Annotated in this window: 20 protein-coding genes and 1 pseudogene; 8 read left to right on the top strand and 13 right to left on the bottom strand. The window is 62.5% G+C overall.

Annotated features, from left to right (window positions below; translation table 11 throughout):
* Window positions 1-854: 854 nt before the first annotated feature.
* The 11 genes from groL to NKJ73_RS30305 all read right to left on the bottom strand — a co-directional run bounded on the left by groL (window position 855) and on the right by NKJ73_RS30305 (window position 12,824).
* Window positions 855-2,510, bottom strand: coding sequence for a chaperonin GroEL (gene groL / locus NKJ73_RS30355; RefSeq protein ID WP_352572099.1), 1,656 nt, complete (start codon window positions 2,508-2,510; stop codon window positions 855-857).
* A 63-nt stretch (window positions 2,511-2,573) separates the two neighbouring features.
* Window positions 2,574-2,870, bottom strand: coding sequence for a co-chaperone GroES (gene groES, locus NKJ73_RS30350; protein ID WP_352572098.1), 297 nt, complete (start codon window positions 2,868-2,870; stop codon window positions 2,574-2,576).
* Window positions 2,871-3,300: 430 nt separating this feature from the next.
* Window positions 3,301-4,284, bottom strand: coding sequence for a 3-oxopimeloyl-[acyl-carrier-protein] synthase BioZ (gene bioZ, locus NKJ73_RS30345; protein WP_352572097.1), 984 nt, complete (start codon window positions 4,282-4,284; stop codon window positions 3,301-3,303).
* Window positions 4,281-5,546 carry an adenosylmethionine--8-amino-7-oxononanoate transaminase gene (locus NKJ73_RS30340; RefSeq protein ID WP_352572096.1) on the bottom strand — a complete coding sequence of 422 codons (1,266 nt, stop codon included), beginning with the start codon at window positions 5,544-5,546 and terminating at the stop codon, window positions 4,281-4,283. The genes bioZ and NKJ73_RS30340 overlap by 4 nt, the downstream gene beginning before the upstream one ends.
* Window positions 5,546-6,181: a dethiobiotin synthase gene (gene bioD / locus NKJ73_RS30335; protein WP_352572095.1), complete on the bottom strand. Its 636-nt coding sequence runs from the start codon at window positions 6,179-6,181 to the stop codon at window positions 5,546-5,548. Before bioD ends, NKJ73_RS30340 begins: the two co-directional genes overlap by 1 nt.
* An 11-nt stretch (window positions 6,182-6,192) precedes the next feature.
* The gene (locus NKJ73_RS30330) at window positions 6,193-7,332 is read right to left on the bottom strand and encodes an 8-amino-7-oxononanoate synthase (protein WP_352572094.1); all 1,140 of its coding nucleotides are present in this window, start codon (window positions 7,330-7,332) and stop codon (window positions 6,193-6,195) included.
* Entirely contained in the window at window positions 7,329-8,327 is a 999-nt protein-coding gene (gene bioB / locus NKJ73_RS30325) for a biotin synthase BioB (RefSeq protein ID WP_352572103.1), read from the bottom strand. The genes NKJ73_RS30330 and bioB overlap by 4 nt, the downstream gene beginning before the upstream one ends.
* A 95-nt stretch (window positions 8,328-8,422) precedes the next feature.
* On the bottom strand, window positions 8,423-9,277 hold the full coding sequence (gene nadC, locus NKJ73_RS30320) for a carboxylating nicotinate-nucleotide diphosphorylase (RefSeq protein ID WP_352515915.1): 855 nt from the start codon (window positions 9,275-9,277) through the stop codon (window positions 8,423-8,425).
* Entirely contained in the window at window positions 9,277-10,818 is a 1,542-nt protein-coding gene (locus tag NKJ73_RS30315; RefSeq protein ID WP_352572093.1) for an L-aspartate oxidase, read from the bottom strand. Before NKJ73_RS30315 ends, nadC begins: the two co-directional genes overlap by 1 nt.
* Complete coding sequence (gene nadA, locus NKJ73_RS30310; protein ID WP_352572092.1) at window positions 10,815-11,789, bottom strand: quinolinate synthase NadA; 975 nt, start codon at window positions 11,787-11,789, stop codon at window positions 10,815-10,817. Before nadA ends, NKJ73_RS30315 begins: the two co-directional genes overlap by 4 nt.
* 66 nt (window positions 11,790-11,855) lie before the next feature.
* Window positions 11,856-12,824, bottom strand: coding sequence for an NUDIX hydrolase (locus tag NKJ73_RS30305; protein ID WP_352572102.1), 969 nt, complete (start codon window positions 12,822-12,824; stop codon window positions 11,856-11,858).
* A gap of 173 nt (window positions 12,825-12,997) precedes the next feature.
* Between NKJ73_RS30305 and panB the strand changes: the two genes are divergently transcribed.
* From panB to NKJ73_RS30270, 7 genes and pseudogenes are all read left to right on the top strand, one after another.
* Window positions 12,998-13,858 carry a 3-methyl-2-oxobutanoate hydroxymethyltransferase gene (panB, locus tag NKJ73_RS30300; RefSeq protein ID WP_352572091.1) on the top strand — a complete coding sequence of 287 codons (861 nt, stop codon included), beginning with the start codon at window positions 12,998-13,000 and terminating at the stop codon, window positions 13,856-13,858.
* On the top strand, window positions 13,855-14,715 hold the full coding sequence (gene panC, locus NKJ73_RS30295) for a pantoate--beta-alanine ligase (protein ID WP_352572090.1): 861 nt from the start codon (window positions 13,855-13,857) through the stop codon (window positions 14,713-14,715). Before panB ends, panC begins: the two co-directional genes overlap by 4 nt.
* A 94-nt stretch (window positions 14,716-14,809) precedes the next feature.
* A complete protein-coding gene (locus tag NKJ73_RS30290; protein ID WP_352480279.1) occupies window positions 14,810-15,535 on the top strand; it encodes a LuxR family transcriptional regulator in 726 nt (241 codons plus the stop codon).
* A 93-nt stretch (window positions 15,536-15,628) separates the two neighbouring features.
* Window positions 15,629-16,279 carry an acyl-homoserine-lactone synthase gene (locus tag NKJ73_RS30285; protein WP_352480278.1) on the top strand — a complete coding sequence of 217 codons (651 nt, stop codon included), beginning with the start codon at window positions 15,629-15,631 and terminating at the stop codon, window positions 16,277-16,279.
* The gene (locus NKJ73_RS30280) at window positions 16,276-16,650 is read left to right on the top strand and encodes a transcriptional regulator domain-containing protein (RefSeq protein ID WP_352572089.1); all 375 of its coding nucleotides are present in this window, start codon (window positions 16,276-16,278) and stop codon (window positions 16,648-16,650) included. The genes NKJ73_RS30285 and NKJ73_RS30280 overlap by 4 nt, the downstream gene beginning before the upstream one ends.
* Window positions 16,651-16,708: 58 nt before the next feature.
* Window positions 16,709-17,119, top strand: a complete 411-nt coding sequence (locus NKJ73_RS30275) for a DUF2285 domain-containing protein (protein ID WP_352572088.1) — start codon at window positions 16,709-16,711, stop codon at window positions 17,117-17,119.
* A 467-nt stretch (window positions 17,120-17,586) separates the two neighbouring features.
* A pseudogene (locus tag NKJ73_RS30270) lies at window positions 17,587-17,752 on the top strand (LysR family transcriptional regulator); the annotation flags it as partial.
* Here NKJ73_RS30270 and NKJ73_RS30265 read toward each other — a convergent pair.
* Window positions 17,739-18,944, bottom strand: coding sequence for a beta-ketoacyl-[acyl-carrier-protein] synthase family protein (locus tag NKJ73_RS30265; RefSeq protein ID WP_352572087.1), 1,206 nt, complete (start codon window positions 18,942-18,944; stop codon window positions 17,739-17,741). The pseudogene NKJ73_RS30270 and the gene NKJ73_RS30265 sit on opposite strands and share 14 nt — an antisense overlap.
* Window positions 18,945-19,220: an acyl carrier protein gene (locus tag NKJ73_RS30260; protein ID WP_023679611.1), complete on the bottom strand. Its 276-nt coding sequence runs from the start codon at window positions 19,218-19,220 to the stop codon at window positions 18,945-18,947.
* A gap of 770 nt (window positions 19,221-19,990) precedes the next feature.
* Between NKJ73_RS30260 and NKJ73_RS30255 the strand changes: the two genes are divergently transcribed.
* Window positions 19,991-21,328, top strand: a complete 1,338-nt coding sequence (locus tag NKJ73_RS30255) for an IS1380 family transposase (protein ID WP_352572086.1) — start codon at window positions 19,991-19,993, stop codon at window positions 21,326-21,328.
* The last annotated feature ends 227 nt before the right edge of the window (window positions 21,329-21,555 follow it).

Raw genomic sequence — 21,555 nt, 5'->3', positions numbered from 1 at the left:
CTGATCAGACCAGATACCGTTCCCGATTCGAAGGCCATCCGTCGAAAGCGCCGGCGTCAACGTGCAGGGAAAATCGCGCTTACGCTCAAGCCCTTCGGCGAGGAGGATGAGACGCCGCTGGAGCTCGGGTGCAAGCGCTGCCACGCCCGCTCCGAGGCCCCACAAGGCCGAAGCGCAGTCGTCGGGGTCACGAGGCCCCTCGGCCACGACGACGAGACGCTGCTGGAGCCCGGTTGCAAGGGCTGCCACAGATGGCCTGAACCTGAATCCGCCTTTCTTGAGGCGTTGCGACTATCATCGCGGCGACACGCAGCTCTTGATTTGTGTGCGAAATCCTCAGCAGATCCATCGGGCTGAGCCGCTCAGCAATATCAACGAGAATGTCCAGCGGCAGATCAAGGATACTCAGAGGAGGAAACGCTTGATCTTGAGGCTCAGAGCGCGTCTGCTCCACTATAGAACAGGATGATTCACCGGGTCCTTCAACGCCAGCCGCCGGTTCCGATGAGAGAATTGTCCCTGATATCACGCTCGATGGAGTTAAATGCCGAGATGGGCGCCTTGCCACGCTCCTCAATGCCCCTCATGATTCACCGCCTATAGCTACCAACTGAATGAAGCATCGTGATTGTCGCGCAGCGGAATCCTCAAGGATCGGGCAGTTCGTAGGGGGCGCCGGTTTGACCAGGTTGAGCCCGCGAATTGCTCGATCGGACAAGATCCTAATTCTCGACCATGCGGTGAGGCTCGAACGAGATCCTCGGGACGCACTCCAAGGTTTCGATCATGTTCGGCACACAAGGAAAGGGCGGCATTGCTGCCGCCCTGTCCGCTGTAAGTTGATAGGGGCTGGATTAAAAATCCATACCGCCCATGCCGCCCATACCGCCGCCGCCCATGCCGCCAGGCATGCCGCCGCCAGCTGACTCCTTCTTCGGAGCCTCCGCGATCATGGCTTCGGTGGTGACGAGCAGGCCGGCGACCGAGGCCGCGTCCTGGAGGGCAGTGCGCACGACCTTGACCGGATCGACGATACCCATGGCGATCATGTCGCCATATTCGCCGGTCTGGGCGTTGTAGCCGAAGGTTGCCCCCTTGTTCTCAAGGATCTTGCCGGCAACGATCGATGCTTCCGCACCGGCGTTGGCCGCGATCTGGCGGGCCGGAGCCTGCAGCGCGCGGCGCACGATGTTGATGCCGGCAGCCTGGTCGGCATTGACGCCGGTGACCTTGATGTTGGCCGAAGCGCGCAGCAGTGCGACGCCGCCGCCTGCAACGATGCCTTCTTCCACGGCCGCGCGGGTCGCGTTGAGGGCGTCGTCGACGCGGTCCTTCTTTTCCTTGACTTCGACTTCCGTCGCGCCGCCGACGCGGATCACCGCGACGCCGCCCGCGAGCTTCGCCAGACGTTCCTGCAGCTTCTCCTTGTCGTAGTCCGACGTGGTCTCTTCGATCTGCTGCTTGATCTGGGCAACGCGGCCCTGGATCTCGTCCTTCTTGCCGGCGCCGTCGACAATGGTGGTGTTCTCCTTGGAGATCGACACCTTCTTGGCGCGGCCGAGCATGTTGAGGCCGACATTCTCGAGCTTGATGCCGAGGTCTTCCGAAATGACCTGGCCACCGGTGAGGATGGCGATGTCTTCCAGCATGGCCTTGCGGCGATCACCGAAGCCCGGCGCCTTGACGGCGGCGATCTTCAGGCCACCGCGCAGCTTGTTGACGACCAGCGTGGCCAGAGCCTCGCCTTCGACGTCTTCCGAGATGATGAGCAGCGGCTTGGAGGTCTGCACGACGGCTTCGAGAACCGGCAGCATCGCCTGGAGGTTGGACAGCTTCTTCTCGTGCAGGAGGATGTAGACGTCCTCGAGCTCGGCAACCATCTTGTCGGCGTTGGTGACGAGGTAGGGCGAGAGATAGCCGCGGTCGAACTGCATGCCTTCGACGACTTCCAGCTCGGTCTCGGCGGTCTTGGCTTCCTCAACCGTGATGACGCCTTCATTGCCGACCTTCTGCATCGCTTCGGCGATCATCTTGCCGACCGACTCGTCGCCATTGCCGGCGATCGTGCCGACCTGGGCAACTTCCTCGGAGGTCTTGATCTTCTTGGCAGCGTTGCCGAGAGCCGCGACGACTTCGGTCACGGCCAGGTCGATGCCGCGCTTCAGGTCCATCGGGTTCATGCCGGCGGCAACCGCCTTGTTACCTTCCTGGACGATCGACTGCGCCAGAACGGTCGCGGTCGTGGTGCCATCACCGGCGATGTCGTTGGTCTTCGAAGCAACTTCGCGGATCATCTGCGCGCCCATGTTTTCGAACTTGTCGGAAAGTTCGATTTCCTTGGCGACGGTGACGCCGTCCTTGGTGATGCGCGGTGCGCCGAACGACTTGTCGATGACGACGTTGCGGCCCTTGGGACCGAGGGTCACCTTCACCGCGTCGGCGAGGATGTTGATGCCGTGAAGCATGCGCTCGCGGGCGTCGCGGGAGAATTTTACGTCTTTGGCAGCCATTTTTTAGCTCCTGGCAGGGGCTTGCGATCAAGCCCGAAATTCAGTTGACGGTGAGGCCGATAATCAGCCGATGATGCCCATAATGTCGGATTCCTTCATGATCAGAAGGTCTTCGCCATCGAGCTTGACTTGGGTGCCCGACCACTTGCCGAACAGGATGCGGTCGCCCGCCTTGACGTCCAGCGGGACCAGCTTGCCGGCTTCGTCGCGAGCGCCGGAGCCGACGGCGATGATCTCGCCTTCCTGCGGCTTTTCCTTCGCCGTATCCGGGATGATGATCCCGCCGGCGGTCTTGGATTCGGATTCGACCCGGCGTGCGACCACGCGGTCATGCAGCGGCCGGAAATTCGACTTTGCCATTTTTGGATTTCCTTGGTGCGGATGTTGAACGGTGCTCCGTTGCCGGAGCATGCCTAGCACTCAGCCGAAGCGAGTGCTAACGCGGCAATGAGATAAGCCGCAGGCTCCTGCTAGTCAAGACGGAAGAGCAAAGAGCAAAGAGAAAAGAGAAGACAGCAAAGAGCAGCCAGCAAAGAGCGTGTAAGCATCGAGCCTTTTATGTGAACAATGTCGGGTATCCGACATATATGGGGCGGCTCACCCTTTGTAATTGAGCTTTATTCAGATGGTACGATTGGTGCAACGGGTGTTGCATTTGAACTCATCCAGAGGCTCGCACGGGTCGTGCTGCGTCAGCTTGGTCATGTCGAGCTTCAGAAGGCCATTTTGGCATTGGTTCTGTTGCTCCTATTGCCATTCATGACCAATCCTGCGCGCGTGAGCCGGCCGGCTAGATTCCAACCACGAGAGCGCCGCCGCTGAGACCCGCACCCGCCGCCGCCACAAGGATTTTCTCTCCTGGCTGGAATGGCTTCATCTGGTTGGCGAGCGAGAGCGACAGCGGGACCGTCGCGGCCGAAGAGTTGCCGTATTCGGCAATCGTCTTGACAATTGCTTGGTCCGCAATGCCGAGGTTTCTTCCGACCGCGCCGAAAATGCGAGCATTGGCCTGATGCGGCACGAACCGGTCGACATCCTGTGATCGCACTCCGGCAGCGGCTAGCGCGCTTATCGAGCAATCGGTCATCATCTCGACGGCCTTTGCGAACACTTCGCGGCCGTCGGTGATCGTCATTCGGGTTTGCCCGATGTCAAGGTCGCCATGGAACGGGCTGTTGCTCCCTCCCGCGGGAATCTGGATCAGCCCGTATCGCGAGCCGTCCGAATCCACCGAGGCACCGAGGATCCCCCGATCAGTATCCTCGCACGGACCTATCACCACGCCGCCGGCGGCATCGGCAAACAGCACGGCGCTGGCGCGCTCGGCCGGATTGATGCGGCGGCTGAGGATGTTGGCGGCGATGACAAGGCTCGCTTTGCCGTGCAGGCGGGTGAATCCGTCCGCGAACATCAGCGCATAGATGAAGCCGGCACAGGCGCCGGTCAGATCGACGGCGCCGGCTCGGCCGAGTCCCAGCCGATGTGCGACCAGGGGCGCGCTGGGCGGCAGAAGGTGGTCGGGTGTCGAGGTGGCAAGCAACAGCAGACCGATGTCGTGGCGCGCAATACCGGCGCTTGCCAGCGCCATGTCGCCGGCTTGCGCAGCAAGACCAGACAGCGTGTCTTCGTCCGTTGCCCAGAAGCGCGACCGGATTCCGGTACGCCGCTCGATCCAGCCAGGTTCGAGCCCGAGATTGCTCTCGATCTCGGCATTCGCCACTTTGCGTCCAGGCGCATGATGACCGAACCCGAGAAGGCGCGACGACCTGCTCATGGCCTCGAACCGAAGCGTTCGCCGGCCTCCTCGATGGCGTCATGGAGCCGATCGAGCTCGTCGCCGGTGATGCAATAGGGCGGTAAGAGATAAAGGACATTGCCGAGCGGGCGCACAAGCAGGCCGAGCTCGAGGAAAAATGCGCGCAGCTTCGGCCCGATCTCGGCCAGATAGCCGGCAGAGCCGGCGCGCAGGTCGATGGCCGCGATCGTGCCGGTCGCCCGGCTGTCGGTGAAGTTGGCATTGTCGCGAAAGCGGCGAAGCCCGGCTTCCTGCTTCGCGCTCAGCGCCGCGATCCGCTCGGCCACCGGCTCGTCCCGCCAGATCTCGACATTGGCAAGTGCTGCCGCGCAGGCAATCGGGTTGGCGGTGTAGGAACTCGAATGAAAGAAGGTCTTCTTCCGGTCCTCGGAATAGTGAGCCTGGAAGACGGCATCGGTGGCAAGCGTGGCGGCCAGCGGGATTGCGCCACCGGTCAGGCCCTTCGAGGTGCACAGGATATCAGGAGAGATCGCTGCCTGCCCGCAGGCGAACATGGTTCCGGTGCGGCCCCAGCCGGTCATCACTTCGTCGGCGATCAGCAGCGTGCCGGAGGCCTCAGTGATTTTCTTCAATTCGGCCAGAACCCAGGCCGGGTACATCAGCATGCCGCCGGCGCCAAGCACCAGCGGCTCGACAATCAGGGCGGCGGCGCGCCGGTCGCGGGAGACGGCCTCGAACCGATCCAGCGTCTCCTGCTCCCGCCCGGCGGCCGGGAAGGGAATGGTGTCGACCTCGAACAGCAAGGGTTCGTAGGCGGCGTTGAACACGCCACGAGCACCGACGCTCATCGTGCCGATCGTGTCGCCATGATAGCTGTGCTCCATGACGACGATGCGCGAGCGCGGCGCGCCGATGTTGCGGAAATAGCCGAGCGCCATCTTCAGCGCGACTTCGACGCTGGTCGAGCCGCTGTCGGAATAGAACACCCAGTCGAGTCCGGCGGGAGCGAGCCCGACAAGCGCCTTGGCCAAGCATTCGGCAGGCTCGTGCGTGAAGCCAGCGAAGATGATCTGGTCGAGGCTCGAGGCGGTCGTCTCGATTGCCTTCATGATGCGGGGATGGCGGTGGCCATGTGTGACGACCCACCAGGAGGAAATGGCATCCAGGATGCGCGCGCCGTCGGCCCTGTGGAGATAGGCGCCCTCAGTCAGGACGATTTCTGGGATCGCAGGCTCGAGCGCGTGCTGGGTGAAGGGATGCCACACATGAGACTGCGACATCAGTCACCTCCGGCAATCAAAGCGAGGTCGAAGCCGGCAATCATCGCTTGTCTCAGCGTTTTGTCCGTCAGCGGATCGAGGTGCGGCAGCCTGCCGAGTTGCGGCACGTCGCCGAATTCCACGATCGTCCGTTGCGTATCGGTCATCTCATCGCCGATGAAGGCGATGCCAGCCAGCGGGATAGCGCGCGCCCGCAGGGCCTCGATCGACAGCAGGGTGTGATTGATGGTGCCGAGCGCGGTGCGGGCGCACAGAATGACCGGCAACTGCCATTGCTCGAATATGTCGATGAACCTTGTCCGGCGGTTCAGCGGCACCATCAGCCCGCCGGCGCCTTCGATGACGAGCGGTGTCGGCAGGACCGGAAACGAAAGATCGGCAGCCTCGATCGAAACGTCGTCGATTTCGGCCGAACGATGCGGCGAAAGCGGGCTCTTCAAGCGGTAGGCTTCCGGCAGCACGCGCCCCGACGGAAGCCCGGCAAGCCGTGCAACCGCCTCGCTGTCGGTCTCGCCGTCGAGGCCCGATTGCACCGGCTTCCAGTAGAAACCGTCAAGCAGGCCGGCAAGCCCGGCCGAAAACACCGTCTTGCCAATTCCGGTGTCTGTTCCGGTGATGACGATGCGCTTGGTCATGTCGCCTCCGGTCATGTCTGGGCCAACACCTCGACGAGCGCCTCGACCATGGCGGAAATGTCCGCTTCGCCGATATTGAGCGTCAGTGAGATGCGCAGCCGCGACGTGCCCTCGGGCACGGTCGGCGGACGAATGCCGCGTATGTCGAAGCCGCGGGCCTGCAGGCGCGCCGCCACTGCCATGGTGCGCCTGACATCGCCGATCACCAAGGGCTGGATCTGAGAGCCACTTGGTATCACGCCGCAGCGCTCTGCCAATTGGCGGCCTGCGAGGGCAACGCGTTCATGCAGCTGAAAACGCCGCATAGGCTCGTCGGCGAGCATTGCGAGCGCTTCGCGCGCCGCGACCGCCATCAGCGGAGATGGCGCGGTGGCGTAGATGAATGGCCGGCAACGGTTGATCAGATACTCGCACAGTGTCCTCGGCCCGGTCACGAGCCCACCAGATGCGCCGAGCGCCTTGCCGCAGGTGTGGAGCGCGACGATGTTGTCGCGGCCCTCGAAAGCGGCAGCCAGCCCCCGGCCGTCCGGTCCCCAGACGCCGGTGGCGTGCGCCTCGTCGACGACGAGGAATGCCTCGTGCCGATCGGCAAGCGCGACCAGGCTCTCCAAAGGCGCGCAGTCGCCATCCATGCTGTAAAGGCTTTCCACCGCAATCCAGACGCATCCCATGCCGCCTTCGGCGCGCCAACACGTGATCGCATCCTCGACAGCGTTGGCGTCGTTGTGCGCGGCCAGCACGAACTGTGCGCGCCCGGCCTGCGCACCCTCATGCATGCTGGCATGGGCGAGTTCGTCGAGGACCAACAGGTCGCCCTTCTGCGGCAGCGCCGTCAGCAGAGCGAAGTTGGCGATGTAGCCGCTGCCGAAGAACAGCGCGCGGTCGGCTCCAAAGAATGCTGCCGCGTCTGCCTCGAGCTGCTCGTGTTCCGGTGCATTGCCGCGCAACAGCCGCGACCCGGTGGCGCCAACCGGCGTGCCCCGCGCAATCGCCGCCGCAACCGCTTCGCCAAGTGTTTTGGAGGCGGCAAGCCCGAGATAGTCGTTCGACGAGAAGTCGAGCCCGGCGCGCGGCTTCAGCGTCCGCAGCCGGTCCTTGCGCGCCAGTCCCTGCAAGGTCGCCTCATAGCGGGCAAGCGGTGCCCCGTTCATTGCGCCTCGAGTTCCATCGGCTCGATGCCGAGGCGCCGGAACAGCAGGGTATCCTTGTCCTCGCCGGGATTGTCCGCCGTCAGCAGCGTATCGCCGACGAAGATCGAGTTGGCGCCGGCAAAAAAGCACAGCGCCTGCATCTCGTCGGTCATGGCGGTGCGGCCGGCGGAAAGACGCACATGCGATTTCGGCATCATGATGCGCGCCAGCGCGATCACGCGCACGAATTCGATCGGCTCGATGGGCTTGGCGTCGGCAAGCGGGGTGCCGGGGATCGGGATCAGCATGTTGATCGGAACGCTTTGCGGATGTTCCGGCAGGTTGGCCAGCGTCACCAGCATGCCGATCCGGTCCACCGGCTCCTCGCCCATGCCGACAATGCCGCCGCAGCAGACCTTGATGCCGGATTGGCGAACGTGCTCGATCGTCTCGAGCCGCTCGGCAAAGCTGCGCGTGCTGATGATCTCGCTGTAGTAGCGTTCCGACGTATCGACGTTGTGGTTGTAAAAGTCGAGACCAGCCTGCTTCAGTCGAGCGGCCTGCTCAAGATCGAGCATGCCGAGCGTCATGCAGGTCTCCATGCCGAGCGCCTTGACGCCTTCGACCATCGCCACCACCGCATCCATGTCGCGCGCCTTGGGGTTGCGCCATGCCGCACCCATGCAGTAGCGGGTGGCGCCGGCGTCACGCGCTTTCTTCGCCTCGGCGACGACGCGCCGGACCTCCATCAGCTTCGACGCCTTCAGGCCGGTCTCGTGATGCGCCGACTGGCTGCAATAGCCGCAATCCTCCGGGCAGCCGCCTGTCTTGATGCTGAGCAGCCGGCTGAGCTGGACCTTGTTGGGATCGAAATTCTGGCGGTGGACGGTTTGCGCGAGGAAGAGGAGATTGTTGAAGGGGGCATCGTGGAGTGCCCGAGCCTTCTCCAGGGTCCACGCTCCAGGGTCAGGGGATTGAGCCTGTGGCGATGTCTGCGTTGGACTGGCTGTTTGCATGTCCATGCTGTTCCTCCGGTTCTGCCTTGCTTTGCTGTCTGATTGATGACGATCGGAAAGGACAGTTGTTTCGATCCTGTCCGTTCCTCAGGCAATCATGAGCCCCAATAGTCGAGGCCGATATCCAGGATCGGCGCGCTGTGGGTCAGTCGGCCGACTGAAATCAGATCAACGCCGGTCGCGGCAATCGCTCGCGCTGTATCGGATGCGATCCCGCCAGAAGCCTCGGTGATAGCACGGCCGCCAACGATTGCGACGGCGCGGCGAAGATCGGCGAGGGACATGTTGTCGAGCAGAACCGCATCGGGAGCGAAGCCAAGTACCTCCTCCAACTGGGCCAGCGTATCGACCTCGACTTCGATCTTGACGAGATGACCGGCCCGTCTTCGTGCTCGCTCGAGCGCCGGGCGAACGCCGCCTGCGATGGCGATGTGGTTGTCCTTGATCAGAATTGCGTCGTCGAGGCCGAAACGGTGATTGGATCCGCCACCCGCGCGCACCGCATACTTTTCGACTGCCCTCAATCCGGGCGTCGTCTTGCGCGTGCAGACGATCTTCGCGCCATATCCACGAACCGCAGCGACGATCGATGCCGTTGCTGTAGCGATGCCGCTCAGATGGCACAAAAAATTGAGTGCCGTCCGTTCGGCTGTGAGAATGGCCCGGGCAGGGCCAACCACTGATGCAATGACCTCTCCATCCATGACATTGGAGCCGTCTGCCCGCTCCACCGAGATTTCGACATCAGGATCAATCAAGCGGAAAGCGAGCATCGCCAGATCGAGGCCGGCGACAACTCCGGACTGGCGCGCCGCCAGCACGGTTCCCGCTTGGTGTTCCTTCGGGACGATGGCCTCCGTGGTCAAGTCGCCGGCTCTGCCAAGGTCTTCAAGAAGAGCTGCCCTTACAAGCGGCTCAAGCATGATCGTGGGAAGCGGTGAGAACGTCATCATTTTGCCCCTTCGAGGCTTGGCGAGTGTCCGAGTTCCCGCGCAGCGGCCAAGGCGGCTTCGAGGGTGATTTCGGACCGTCGGGCGACAGTCGCATGATGAGGAAAGTCTGTCCGGTAATGAGCGCCGCGGCTTTCTTCGCGCAACAGGGCGGCAACCGCGATCATCAGCCCGGCAGCCGCCGGATCCGAGGCCGCGTCCTTGCTATCGGCGAGCGGCAATAAGGCACGTGCGGCTGCTTTTAAACCTTCACCATCCCGGACGATGCCGAGTGCGCGCGACAGGAAAACACGCACCGGAATCGGAGCGGGCGATGGGTAAACGTCCGCAAACGCAGGCTTTGTTCTGCGAGCAGGCGTTCCGGCGACACTTTCAGCGACCCAGCGCGCGCACACGACGGCCTCGGTCAAGGAATTGCTGGCGAGCCTGTTGGCGCCATGCAGTCCTGTCGAAGCGACTTCGCCGCAGGCCCACAGCCCCCTGACGGAGGTCCTACCGGAGCCGTCCACGGCAACGCCACCCATGTGGTAGTGTTGGGCCGGACGAATGGGGATGAGATCGCGCGCGGGATTGATGCCGGCTCCGCGACAGGCTGATGCGATTGTCGGGAAGTGTCGAGCAAATTCCGGGCCAGGCCGTTGCCGCGCGTCTAGAAAAACACGGTGGCCGTTGGCAAGATGGTTCCAGACGGCGCGCGCCAAGACATCACGAGGCGCAAGTTCCGCCCCTGGCACGCTCTGGAGAAAAGCCTGGCCGGTTTCGTCGATCAGGGCAGCACCTTCGCCGCGGACGGCCTCGCTGACCAGCACCATAGGGCGTTCCGGGCCGTCAAGCGCGGTCGGGTGGAACTGGATGAACTCGAGGTCGGCAAGGACAGCTCCAGCGCGGGCCGCAAGCGCCAGGCCCTGTCCCCAACTGGCCCAAGGATTGGTGGTGTCGAGAAACAGTCCCCCGATCCCACCGGTGGCGAGGACGACCCGCCGTGAGCCGAAGAAGACAGGTCCTGTCGAACCGCTCGCCCAGACGCCTCGGATCGCATTCTCTCGCACCGCCAGCCGGCGCGCTTCCACGCCCTCCACGACAACAATCGACGGAGTGGAACGCACAGCCGCGATCAGGGCACGCATGATCTCACGCCCGGTGCCGTCACCATGCGCATGAACGATGCGACGTCGGCTGTGTGCGGCCTCCAATCCGAGGCACAGTGAACCTTTCGGCGTACGGTCGAAAGGAACCCCAAAGCCCGCAAGCCCCTCTATCGCCTTGGGCGCGGCTTGGAGGATGCGGCTCGCCACGTTTCTGTCGCAGAGACCATCCCCGGCGGCAAGCGTATCGGCCAGGTGCAGTGCTGGATCGTCGTCTTCGCCGAAACTTGCAGCCAGACCACCCTGTGCCCAGGTGCTCGAATTGTCAGCTCCCAGCAGCGTCCTGGACAGAAGAAGCACCGGCTCCGGCGCCAGTTGAAGCGCGGTCATCAGTCCGGCGATGCCGCCGCCGACGATGATGGGCCGCCCGAAGAAGCTGCGGATATCGGCGCTCAAATTGCCAGCATCCGTTCGACCGCAAGCCGCGCGCGCCCGGCGATCCCGGGTTCGATGGTTACGACATGGTGGTTCTGCTCGAGCGCCATGCGGATGTTGGCAAGCGTGATCCGCTTCATGTGCGGGCACAAATTGCAGGGCCGGATGAACTCGACCTCTGGGTGCGCTAACGCGACGTTGTCGCTCATCGAACATTCCGTCATCAGCACGACACGTGCCGGCCTTTGCCTTTCGACATAGTCGGACATGGCAGCGGTCGAGCCGGAAAAATCTGCTTCAGCCACGACGTCGGGCGGGCATTCGGGATGCGCGAGCACGATCACGCCGGGATGGCTTTCGCGCAACTCGCGGATGTCGGCCGGTGTAAAGCGCTCATGCACCTCGCAATGCCCTTTCCAGGCGATGATCTGCACATCGGTCTGGGCGGCGATATTCTGGGCCAGATATTCGTCCGGCAACATGATCACCTGGGGAACGCCAAGGGATTGGACGACCGCCTTGGCGTTGCCGGATGTACAGCAGATATCCGACTCGGCTTTCACTTCGGCCGACGTGTTGACATAAGTGATGATCGGCACGCCGGGATAACGCTGGCGCATCAAGCGCACGTCTTCTGCCGTGATCGATTCCGCCAACGAACAGCCTGCCCGCAGGTCGGGAATGAGCACCGTCTTTTGCGGATTGAGCAGCTTGGCCGTTTCGGCCATGAAATGTACGCCGGCCAGCACGATGACTTGCGCCTCAATCGTCGCAGCCTTGCGGGCCAGTGCCAAACTGTCGCCGACGATGTCGGCCACGCAATGGAAGATCTCGGGCGTCTGATAGTTGTGCGCCAGGATGATGGCGTTGCGCTCGCGCTTCAATGCAAGGATCGCCTCGATATCCTCGACGAAAGCCGGCCATTCGATCGGCGGGATCACTCGTCGGACGCGCTCGTAGAGAAACGCGGCCGTCGGCAGCATGGCGCTCATCGACCCCTCCAGCTTATACTCTAGTTGAAAATAACCAGCATATACTTGCTGTGAGTATAAGGGATGTCAACCCCGCGCCAGCGGCAATTTTGTCCCGGCGATGACCCTCTCGTCGAGAGCGGCGTGGCGGAACCGGTAAAGCTTCGCTGGCCGGCCGCCGGTCTCCGTGGTGGCCTCTCCGGTCTCTTCGACCAGCTCCTGCTGCTCGATCAGGCGGCGAAAGTTCGGCTTGTGGATGAGCCTGCCGGCGAGCGCCTCCACGGTTCGCTGCAGCTGCAAAAGCGTGAAGACCGGCGGCATCAGCTCAAAGACGACCGGCCGGTATTTGATCTTGGAGCGCAGCCGCGCAATGCCGGTCGCCACGATGCGGCGATGATCGGCGACCATAGACTTGCTGGGCACCAGCGGAGGCGGCGTCGCGTCCCGTCCGCTTCCGGCCTCTTGGACCAGGCCTGCTTCGTAGACCAACTCATAGCGTTGAAGCGTGAGTTCCTCGTTCCAAAAGCGGTCGTCGAAGCCGAAGGCTATCGTCGCCCGCTGCCAGCGTTCACGTCGCGCGGCCGCGTCGCTGACGCCGTCTGCCCATTCAATCAGGCGCGGTCGCAGAACGTCCAGCACGACCGGAGGCGTGCCCGAGCGGTGGTCCTCCCATGGAAAATATTCATACCAACTCTGCCAGCCGCACTTGGGCGAGCCAGCTGCCTGTTCCTTGCGGGTCAATGCGAGATAGCTGATGGAGATGACGCGCTGCTGGCGCTCGGCGCCGATGCGATCCCGATCGGCGAAGGTGTAGAGTTGCTCAATATACCCCAGCGGATGGCCGGTCTGCTGCTCGACCCACCCCCTCAAGCCGGATTGCAGCGATCGGTGCTCAAGCGCAAATGGTCCGGAGGGCAGGGTGTCCGCCTGGCCGATGGTGAGGACACAGGGTTCACCGTCGTTTACGGCGACGACAAAGGCGATCAGGTCCACTTTGACTTCGTCGGGCTTGACGGCGGCTCTGTCTTTCCTGGGTCCTTTTGCCTGATCGTCCATGTTCGCGAAAGTGGTTGGCCAGCTCGGGGGCGCCTGAATCGATTTAACTGTAAGCGCGCCTGTCAGCACGTCAACACCGCAAAGCTGCACGGCCATTTTTAGCTCTTCGCACTTGCACAAAAATGTGGCAAACGCGACACCCGCGGTTGGTAACGTTGGGGAAGGAGGTTCCATTGAGTGCGTTTGGTGACACCAAGGCGATCACACCGCCGGATATTCGTTCGCGTAAAGGTGGGACGCCGCTCGTCTGCCTTACCGCCTACACGACGCCAGTCGCCCGGCTCGTCGATCCCCATTGCGATGTGGTGCTGGTCGGCGACAGCGTCGGCATGGTTCTCCACGGCCTGCCCTCCACGCTCGGTGTGACGCTGGAGATGATGATCACGCACGGCCAGGCCGTGCGCCGTGGCCTCGAGCAGGCGCTGATGGTCGTCGACTTGCCGTTCGGTTCCTTCGAGGAAAGCCCCGAGCAGGCTTTCCGCAATGCCGCGCGCGTCATGGCCGAGACCGGCTGCGGGGCCGTCAAGCTCGAAGGCGGCGAAACGATGGCAGAGACGATCGGCTTCCTCGCCGCGCGCGGCGTGCCGGTCATGGCCCATGTCGGCTTGACGCCGCAGGCGATCAACACCATCGGTGGCTACCGCGTGCAGGGCAGAGGCGGGGATGCCGAGCGCATCAGGCGCGACGCGCTTGCGGTGAGCGAAGCGGGCGCCTTTGCGGTCGTGCTGGAGAAGGTTCCCGAGGCGCTCGCCCGCCGGATCACCGGGGAGGTGGCGACCCCGACCATTGGGATCGGTGCCTCGGCAGCCTGTGACGGCCAGATTCTCGTCGTCGACGACATGCTGGGCCTCTTCGGCGACTTCCGGCCCAAATTCGTCAAGCGCTATGCTGAACTGGGGGAGGCCGCTGCGGCTGCGATCGCGGCCTATGCCCGGGAAGTGAAGGAGCGCCAGTTTCCGGCCGCCGAGCACGTGTTTGCCGATGAGCCCAAGCCCGCCGACGCGGACGCCAACAAGAGCGGAGAAGCAGCGTGAGCGTGCCGATTGTCAGGAGCGTTGCCCAGCTTCGCGAAATCGTCGCCGCATGGCGCCGCGAGGGCGTGAGGATTGCCGTCGTGCCAACGATGGGCGTCCTGCATGAGGGCCATCTCAGCCTGGTGCGCGCGGCACTCGTGAAGGCCGACCGGGTGATCGTGACGCTCTTCGTCAACCCGAAGCAATTCAACAGCCAGGCCGATCTCGCCGCGTATCCGAGCACTGAGGACGAGGATGCCGCCAAGCTGGCACCGCTTGGCGCGCACCTGCTTTATGCGCCGGATGCAGAGGAGATGTATCCGGCGGCCTTCGCCACGACCGTTTCGGTGTCCGGTGTCAGCGAGGGCCTGTGCGGTGCCTTCCGGCCGGGACATTTCGATGGCGTGGCGACCGTCGTCGCCAAGCTCTTCCTGCAGACCAGCGCTGACTTCGGCTTCTTTGGCGAAAAGGACTTTCAACAGCTTCAGCTAGTCAGGCGTATGGCCCGGGACCTGGATATTCCAATCACCATTGTTCCTTGTCCGACAATCCGCGAAGCCGACGGTCTTGCACTATCATCGCGCAATGTCCGGCTCTCGCCAGCAGAGCGTGCTGTTGCCCCCGAGCTACCATCGGTCTTGCTCGAGACGGCTGAGCGGCTTGCCCGCGGCTCGCCCGTCCTGCCAACGCTTGCCGAAGCGCGCGCAGCAATTCTGGCTGCAGGCTATCGCGAGGTCGAATACCTGGAACTTCGCGACGAGGCAGATCTGCGACCGATGACAAGCCTTGACCAACCGGCACGCTTGCTTGTCGCGGCCTGGCTCGGCGGCACACGGCTCATAGACAACGTCAGAATATCACGGGTTTCACCAGATTAACGGGGTCCTCGGCACGCCCTGTATCGGTCCGGGATTGTTTAAAACAAGGTCTCTGCCTGGCATCGAGCGATCACGGAGGTTACGCAAAGCTCAAATGCATCGCGTGTTTGAGAACTTCGTCGAGCAACTGTCTGCAAGTGTTGATGCTGCCGATCTCCGTGAGGCAATGGCATCCGCTGCAGCCGGCTTCGATTTTCCGCTATTCGCCTATTTCACTTACCCGTCGGCCTCCGGCGACGCCCCGCAATTGATCTCAAACTATCCATCATCCTGGACATCACGTTATCTGCAACAGCGGTACCACAGTCTTGATCCGGTCATCCTGCGCGGGCTGCAAGGCTGGGATACCTTCGATTGGGGTGTGGATCGCGCTCGGCACTGTCTGCCGAATTCGCAGCAACAAATTCTGGAGAGTGCGGCTGAGTTTGGCATCCGCGGCGGCCTGACGATATCCATGCATGATCATTGCGGCCGGTTTGCTGCCCTGACCTTTGCTTCCGACGAGTCCCGCCCGCCTCTGTTGCGGTCACTGACACGTTACGAAAAAGCATTGCAGCTGGTGGCCATCAACTTTCATATCCATGTCCGGCGCAGGCTCGCCGACGATCGCGTGGTGGATGGTGTAACGCTCACCCCGCGGGAGTTCGAGTGCCTGAAATGGGCGGCGCGCGGCAAGTCGGCTTGGGTTATCAGCCAGCTTCTCGGCGTCTCAAAGCGCACCGTGACCTTTCATCTGGAAAACGCCAAGGCAAAGCTTGGCGTTCGAACGATCAACCAGGCCGTTGCACGACTGGTTGCCTCCGGCCAGGCGAGATCCTGATTCTTCTGCCACGATAGCTGTAAACCTCTACAGGCTGCATCGTTGCCAGCTTTGCCCTTCGATGGCGGGAACACATCCCGCACGGAGGCGACCATGATGCAGCTGATAACACCAGACCTTTACAACGAGTTCGCAAGCGAGCTCAAAGAGATGCACGGGCTCAGGTTTCGGGTGTTCAAGGAAAGGCTCGATTGGGAAGTTGATACCGAAGACCAGATGGAAACAGACCCGTTTGATGGTCTGAAGCCTGTCTATCTGCTCCTCAGGGGATCCGACTGGCGAATTCGCGGTTGCGTGCGTCTTTTGCCCAGCACCGGACCCACAATGTTGCGCGACACGTTCCCGGTGCTGCTGGGTGCTGACGTCATGCCCTCGACTGCCGACATATGGGAGAGCAGTCGTTTCGCGCTCGATCTCCCTCCGTCGGCGCCCAAGGCAGCGGGCGGGCTGGCCCAGGCAACCTACGAGCTCTTCGCGGGCATGATCGAGTTCGGCTTGGCCAAGGATCTGACCCGGATAGTAACGGTGACGGATACGCGCATGGAACGGATCCTTCGCCTCGCGACGTGGCCATTGTCGCGCATCGGACAACCCAAGTCCGTCGGCAAAACGGAGGCGGTGGCCGGGTTTCTCGAGATTTCCCGCGCGAGCCTTTTGCGCATCCGCAGCAGGGGACGTCTGAGCGGACCGGTACTGTGGCAACCGGTTCTAGGCCCGTCGGCATTGTGGACACCTGAGCCGTGAAGGATGCTGGTCTGCCCAAGGAAGCGACGGTCGGTCTTGAATGCTGGCCGGACTGGCGTCGTCACGAAGCTTACCACTACGCCAGACGATTGCCGCGCACTGCCTGGGCCTGGGAGTTTCTTCGGCGCAATCCACAATTCCAGCGCGACCACGCCAAAATGGCACCGTCCGCCTGCATTGTCGGAGCCCAGGCCGACATGAAGATAATCGAGTTGACGACAGGATCATCTTTCCTAAGACAATGGAGCCTCCTTTTTCGCGGACGCGCCACAGTCGGACGCTACGTCGGCAAGGGTCTTTTGGGATCCGCGCGACTGCGCCCGTATCCTACGAGCGGCCGCGGAGCCGGTTGGGCTCGACCGCGATTTTGAACCGCTTGATCTTTCTTCGCTCTCATGCTGCAAGGACATCCTGCTGACACCTGCCGGCGTGCAGCACGTGCTGCTGAGGGAGGACTGCCGGAGTCTGCAGATCGCCGTTTCCGGTGCATCCGTTCTCCGCCCGTTGCGGCTATATGTCGACGCGATCGTGCAGCCGCAGCACCTGAAGTTCCATGTCGCTGCCCTTCAGTTCCTGAACGACATCAATGGTTGCGGCCGCCTGGCAGCTGCTTGCTTTCCGCCGGAGCCCCGCGGAGCGCGTCTGCGTCTCGTGCTCCAGGCTTTGGATGGCTCGCTTGCGGGAGCATCTCATCAGGAGATCGCCATTGCCCTGTTCGGGAGACGCCGTGTCGAAGAAGATTGGTCTCATCCAGGTAGCCATCTTCGCGATCAGGTGCGTCGCGCCATCCAACGTGGCCGCTACCTGATGGGCGGCGGCTATAGACAATTCCTGATGTAATTCCGGTGACAGCTTAGTGATTGTCTTATTCGAAAACGCGCAGGCATCAATCTCCATTTCTCACTGCTATTGTGCCTTATACAAAACGTGACACGCGCCTAGCTAGCTGAACCCTTCTAACCCTATCGGAGAGGGCGCCGCGCGGACTGGCTCGGCCACATAACCACCGACGGGAGTTCCCCACCGTGGCTCCGCCCCCGGCGCTGTGCCGCACGTTGGTTCGAGACCGCTATGATGGTGAAACCTCTCGCCCGATGGTCCACAAGAAGGGGCCATCTCATGCACGATCTCGGCCATGACCACCGGTGGCTTCTTGCCGGCAGCACTCAGGCGACTATAACGGGCGCAGAGCCGACCCTGCGGCTTCCAGACATTCGTGTACAGCTTCAGACCCTCAAGCCGAGCCCGCAGGGCCTCGCTTACCTTTTACGGGGCGGCGGTACGTCCAAGCCGCTTCAACAGTTAAGAATTTCGCAAAGACGATACCCCCCGGATCGTCGAGCTTCCGCTGCCACCTCCCGCATTCGCCGAGGCGGTCAATGACCCGCCCTTCACAATAGTTATCCGGCAAGCATCTGGATGCGAGAGATAATGTTGCCGGAGGCATCTCTCATGGCTTCTACACCTGCCTGAACGCCAGAACCGCGTTCGTGCCGCCAAAGGCGAAGGAGTTGCTCAGTGCCACGCGCACCTTGCGCTCGCGTGCCACATTGGGCGTGACGTCGAGATCGCAATCGGGGTCCAGCTCACGATAATTGGCAGTCGGCGGCACGACGCTCTCGCGGATAGCCATCACGCAGGCGATCAACTCGAGCGCGCCGGACGCGCCGAGGCAATGCGCGTGCATGGACTTGGTAGAAGAAATGGACATTGAGAAGGCGTGCTGACCGAAGACGCGCTTGATCGCCGCCGTCTCGATCTGGTCGTTGGCCTTGGTGCCGGTGCCGTGCGCGTTGAGATAGTCGACATCCTCGGCGTCCAGCGTGGCATCGGCAAGGCAGGCCCGCATTGCTGCCTCCGGCCCCTCGACAGTCGGCGCGACGATGTCGGACGCATCGGCGGAAAGGCCGGCACCGGCAATTTCGGCAAGGATGGTGGCGCCCCGAGCCAGGGCATGCTCGTAGCTTTCCAGCACCGCCATGCCGGCGCCTTCACCAAGCGACAGGCCCTGGCGATCGGCCGAGAATGGCCGGCAAGTATCGGGCGAAAGCACGCGGATCGCTTCCCATGCCTTCAGCACACCCCATATGAGCGGCGCTTCGCTGCCGCCGGCAAGCATCACGTCGGCCCGGCCGAGCCTGATCTGGTCCACCGCGCAGGCAATCGCATGGTTTGCCGAGGAACAGGCGGACGTGACGCCGAAGACCGGCCCGCGCAGGCCGAGACTCATGCTGACCTGGCCGGCAGCGGCACCCGGCATCGCCTTGGGTACAGTCAAGAGAGCGGCACGCTTACCGCCCAGAAGGATGGCGCGGTAGGTTTGCTCGATCGCATCCCACCCGCAGCCGCCAACGCCCACCGTCGCACCGAAGCGATAGCTATTTCCCTCTTTGGAGGAAAGTCCGGCCTGACGCATGGCTTCGCGCGCCGCAAGCACAGCGAGCAGGCTGAAGCGGTCCATGGAGATGAGTTGCTTGCCGTCGATGTCATGCTCCGGCAGCGCCTTGATCTCGGCACCGATCCTGACCCTCAATTCATGGAGCTCGGAGTTGACGATTGGGCCGATGGCGGAGCAGCCTTCTCGCATCTCTCTCCAAATGGCGGCGGCGTTGGTCCCAAGCCCGCAAATCCCGCCAATCCCAGTAATCACGACGCGCCTGTCCATTCACACCCCCTTAGCGAGCAAGCTGCGCACGGCTTCCACCATGTCCCCAACATTCTGGAGATCCGACCATGCCTCGGCCGTATTCATCTCGATCTCGATGCCGTAGGCCTGCTCCAGGTCCCAGAGAACGTCCGCCAATCCCAGTGAATCGATACCGAGCGAAGTCAGTCCCGTGGCAGCCGTTATCTCGCCGCCCGTGGCAGGCGCTATGCCGCCCTCCGACGCGGCGCGCTTCTTGATCATGGCGATTATTTCGTTGGCGAGTTGATCTGCCATCTTGTTCCTTTCCAGCTTGCGTTTTCGGCGTCGTTCAAAACCCGAGTCGCGTCGCGTTGCCAAAATTGCCCCTCATAGAGCCTGTGCGACCGACCAAGCCCAATGCCCATAGGAACCGGACGAGTTCCGGCTTCTGCGGCGTCAGCCCGATGAGGAAGAAAAGTCGCCGGCCTCCCGCTTTTGCGCCAGCACATCAAGAATCTGCGTGTAAATGGATAGGAACCGTCGTCAAACGTCAGCTAAACGCTGCGACGGTGGGTGCTGTCAGCGTATTCACTCGGCACCTCATATGTAATCGAGATGTTTCATAGCTCCGGACCATTGCGATCAACTATTGTACCGGTCCACCATTCGTCGGAGAGTTCGACATGATCGGAGCGCTGCCTCTCATTCCCAGTACAATCTCCACCGCACGACAGATTTCCTCTTTCGGGCTCTTCTCAAGGGACTCGCCACGCGATAGAGGCAGTGATCGGCGCACGTTAGGTCCTGCCAAGTCCATGCGACATTCCGGAAAATTGGTAAAATCGTTTGTTCCAATCAAATGCATCCACGCTATGGATAGCTAAGACATGCGTTTCAAGGGCTCGATCTGAATCTTCTCGTCGTTCTCGACGCGCTGCTGAGCGAGCGCGGCCTCACGGCGGCGGCACGCCGCATCAACCTAACCAAATTCATGGGGGTTGGTGGATGTGGCGCAAGCGGTTGAAATGACGTAGGATTTGGTTGCTTAAGCCGATCCGAACCATTTCCCGGAGACCACACCTACCATGAACGATCTTGCGCTGCCGCTGAGCGGTTTGTCATCAGTCGGCGGCAAGTCCGTCGTCGCCCGTTTCGACGGCGGCATGCTGTCGTCCAACAGCGGCGTTCTGGCCTTGGCCGAGGTGGAAAAGCGGTTGCGGGTGGCCGAGCGTCTGGCGCGTTGCATCGACGATCCGCGCTGCCCGGACCAGGTCGTCTACAGCCTGGCGGACATGATCGGCTTTCGCATGAAGATGATCGCCGCCGGCTACGAGGACGGCAACGACGCCAACCGGCTGCGCCGCGATCCGGTCTTCAAGATGGCCCAGGATGCGCTGCCGTCGGGTCGGGATCTGGCGTCGCAATCGACGCTGTGCCGGCTGGAGAACCTACCCGGCGTGCGGGAGCTGGTCGCGATGGGACGGGCGATGGTCGATCTCTATTGCGCCTCGTTCCGGCAGGTGCCGAAGCGGATCGTACTCGACATCGACGATACCTTCGACGCTGTGCACGGAGGCCAACAGCTTCGCCTGTTCAATGCCCACCATGACGAGTACGGCTTCCAGCCGATCGTCGTGTTCGATGGTGCGGGACGGTTCGTCAGCGCGATCCTGCGACCGGCCAAGCGGCCGAGTGGGGCTGAGATCCGCCCCCACCTGCGCCGTCTGGTGCGGGCGATCCGGATCAACTGGCCGAACATTCGAATCCTGCTCCGCGGCGATAGCCATTATTGCAACCCGCAGGTCATCGACTGGTGCCGCGCCAACGACGTCGACTTCATCTTTGGCCTCGCGCCCACCACGACCCTGCGCAAGCATGTCGCGGATCTGGAGGCCAGCACGACGGCGCGCTTCGAAGCGTCGGCCAAGACAGGCAAGGTCCGCAGGTTCAAGGAGTTCTTTGACGGCGCCGCCAGCTGGAGCCGCGTCGAGCGCATCATCGCCCGCGTCGAGGTCAGTGCCCAAGGTACTGACACCCGCTTCATCGTCACCAATCTGGCCGGTGGCAAGGCCAAGGCGCTCTACGCGGACCTTTACTGCCGGCGCGGAGCGGCCGAGAACCACATCAAATCGTGGAAGACGCATCTCGCCGCCGACCGCACATCCTGCACCAGAGCCACAGCCAACCAGTTCCGGCTTCTGCATGCCGGCGCCTACTGGATGATGTGGAGCCTGCGCGCCGCGATGCCGAAGCGTTCCAGCTTTGCCGTCGCCCAATTCGACACGCTGCGTTTGCGCCTCATCAAGATCGCCGCGCGGGTGGTCGAGATGAAGACGCAAATCCGCCTGCACCTGCCGACATTCTGCCCCGACCAGCGCATCCTGCGCATCGTCCTCGATCGCATCCCCCAACTCGCGACATAACGATGGGGCGCTGACGCCCCGAAACGAACCCGTCGACCGCAACCTGCAAACCCCCGCCTGCCATCACAACGGAGCAATCCCGGCGCCTGACGAGGCGCGTGGAAAAGCACCGCAACGACGACCACAACGTCGCTTCAGGCCGTCAAAAGCTTATCGCCGTGCATCAAGGCGGCTAGTTCTTCCGCTGCGGGAATCGGGTTTGAGTAAGACGGACGAAGCACTGAGAA

The organism is Mesorhizobium sp. M0074, assembly GCF_040322975.1.
In the GTDB taxonomy this organism is placed as follows: Bacteria; Pseudomonadota; Alphaproteobacteria; order Rhizobiales; family Rhizobiaceae; genus Mesorhizobium.
Note: the sequence above shows the minus strand (reverse complement) of the source record. Positions and strands in the feature narration are given on the sequence as shown.

What these genes read in the sequence shown, in the direction of transcription:
- groL (WP_352572099.1), bottom strand. Translation starts at nt 2,510, where the DNA reads ATGGCTGCCAAAGACGTAAAATTCTCCCGCGACGCCCGCGAGCGCATG.
- groES (WP_352572098.1), bottom strand. Translation starts at nt 2,870, where the DNA reads ATGGCAAAGTCGAATTTCCGGCCGCTGCATGACCGCGTGGTCGCACGC.
- bioZ (WP_352572097.1), bottom strand. Translation starts at nt 4,284, where the DNA reads ATGAGCAGGTCGTCGCGCCTTCTCGGGTTCGGTCATCATGCGCCTGGA.
- NKJ73_RS30340 (WP_352572096.1), bottom strand. Translation starts at nt 5,546, where the DNA reads ATGTCGCAGTCTCATGTGTGGCATCCCTTCACCCAGCACGCGCTCGAG.
- bioD (WP_352572095.1), bottom strand. Translation starts at nt 6,181, where the DNA reads ATGACCAAGCGCATCGTCATCACCGGAACAGACACCGGAATTGGCAAG.
- NKJ73_RS30330 (WP_352572094.1), bottom strand. Translation starts at nt 7,332, where the DNA reads ATGAACGGGGCACCGCTTGCCCGCTATGAGGCGACCTTGCAGGGACTG.
- bioB (WP_352572103.1), bottom strand. Translation starts at nt 8,327, where the DNA reads ATGCAAACAGCCAGTCCAACGCAGACATCGCCACAGGCTCAATCCCCT.
- nadC (WP_352515915.1), bottom strand. Translation starts at nt 9,277, where the DNA reads ATGACGTTCTCACCGCTTCCCACGATCATGCTTGAGCCGCTTGTAAGG.
- nadA (WP_352572092.1), bottom strand. Translation starts at nt 11,789, where the DNA reads ATGAGCGCCATGCTGCCGACGGCCGCGTTTCTCTACGAGCGCGTCCGA.
- NKJ73_RS30305 (WP_352572102.1), bottom strand. Translation starts at nt 12,824, where the DNA reads ATGGACGATCAGGCAAAAGGACCCAGGAAAGACAGAGCCGCCGTCAAG.
- NKJ73_RS30290 (WP_352480279.1), top strand. Translation starts at nt 14,810, where the DNA reads ATGCATCGCGTGTTTGAGAACTTCGTCGAGCAACTGTCTGCAAGTGTT.
- NKJ73_RS30285 (WP_352480278.1), top strand. Translation starts at nt 15,629, where the DNA reads ATGATGCAGCTGATAACACCAGACCTTTACAACGAGTTCGCAAGCGAG.
- NKJ73_RS30265 (WP_352572087.1), bottom strand. Translation starts at nt 18,944, where the DNA reads ATGGACAGGCGCGTCGTGATTACTGGGATTGGCGGGATTTGCGGGCTT.
- NKJ73_RS30260 (WP_023679611.1), bottom strand. Translation starts at nt 19,220, where the DNA reads ATGGCAGATCAACTCGCCAACGAAATAATCGCCATGATCAAGAAGCGC.
- NKJ73_RS30255 (WP_352572086.1), top strand. Translation starts at nt 19,991, where the DNA reads ATGAACGATCTTGCGCTGCCGCTGAGCGGTTTGTCATCAGTCGGCGGC.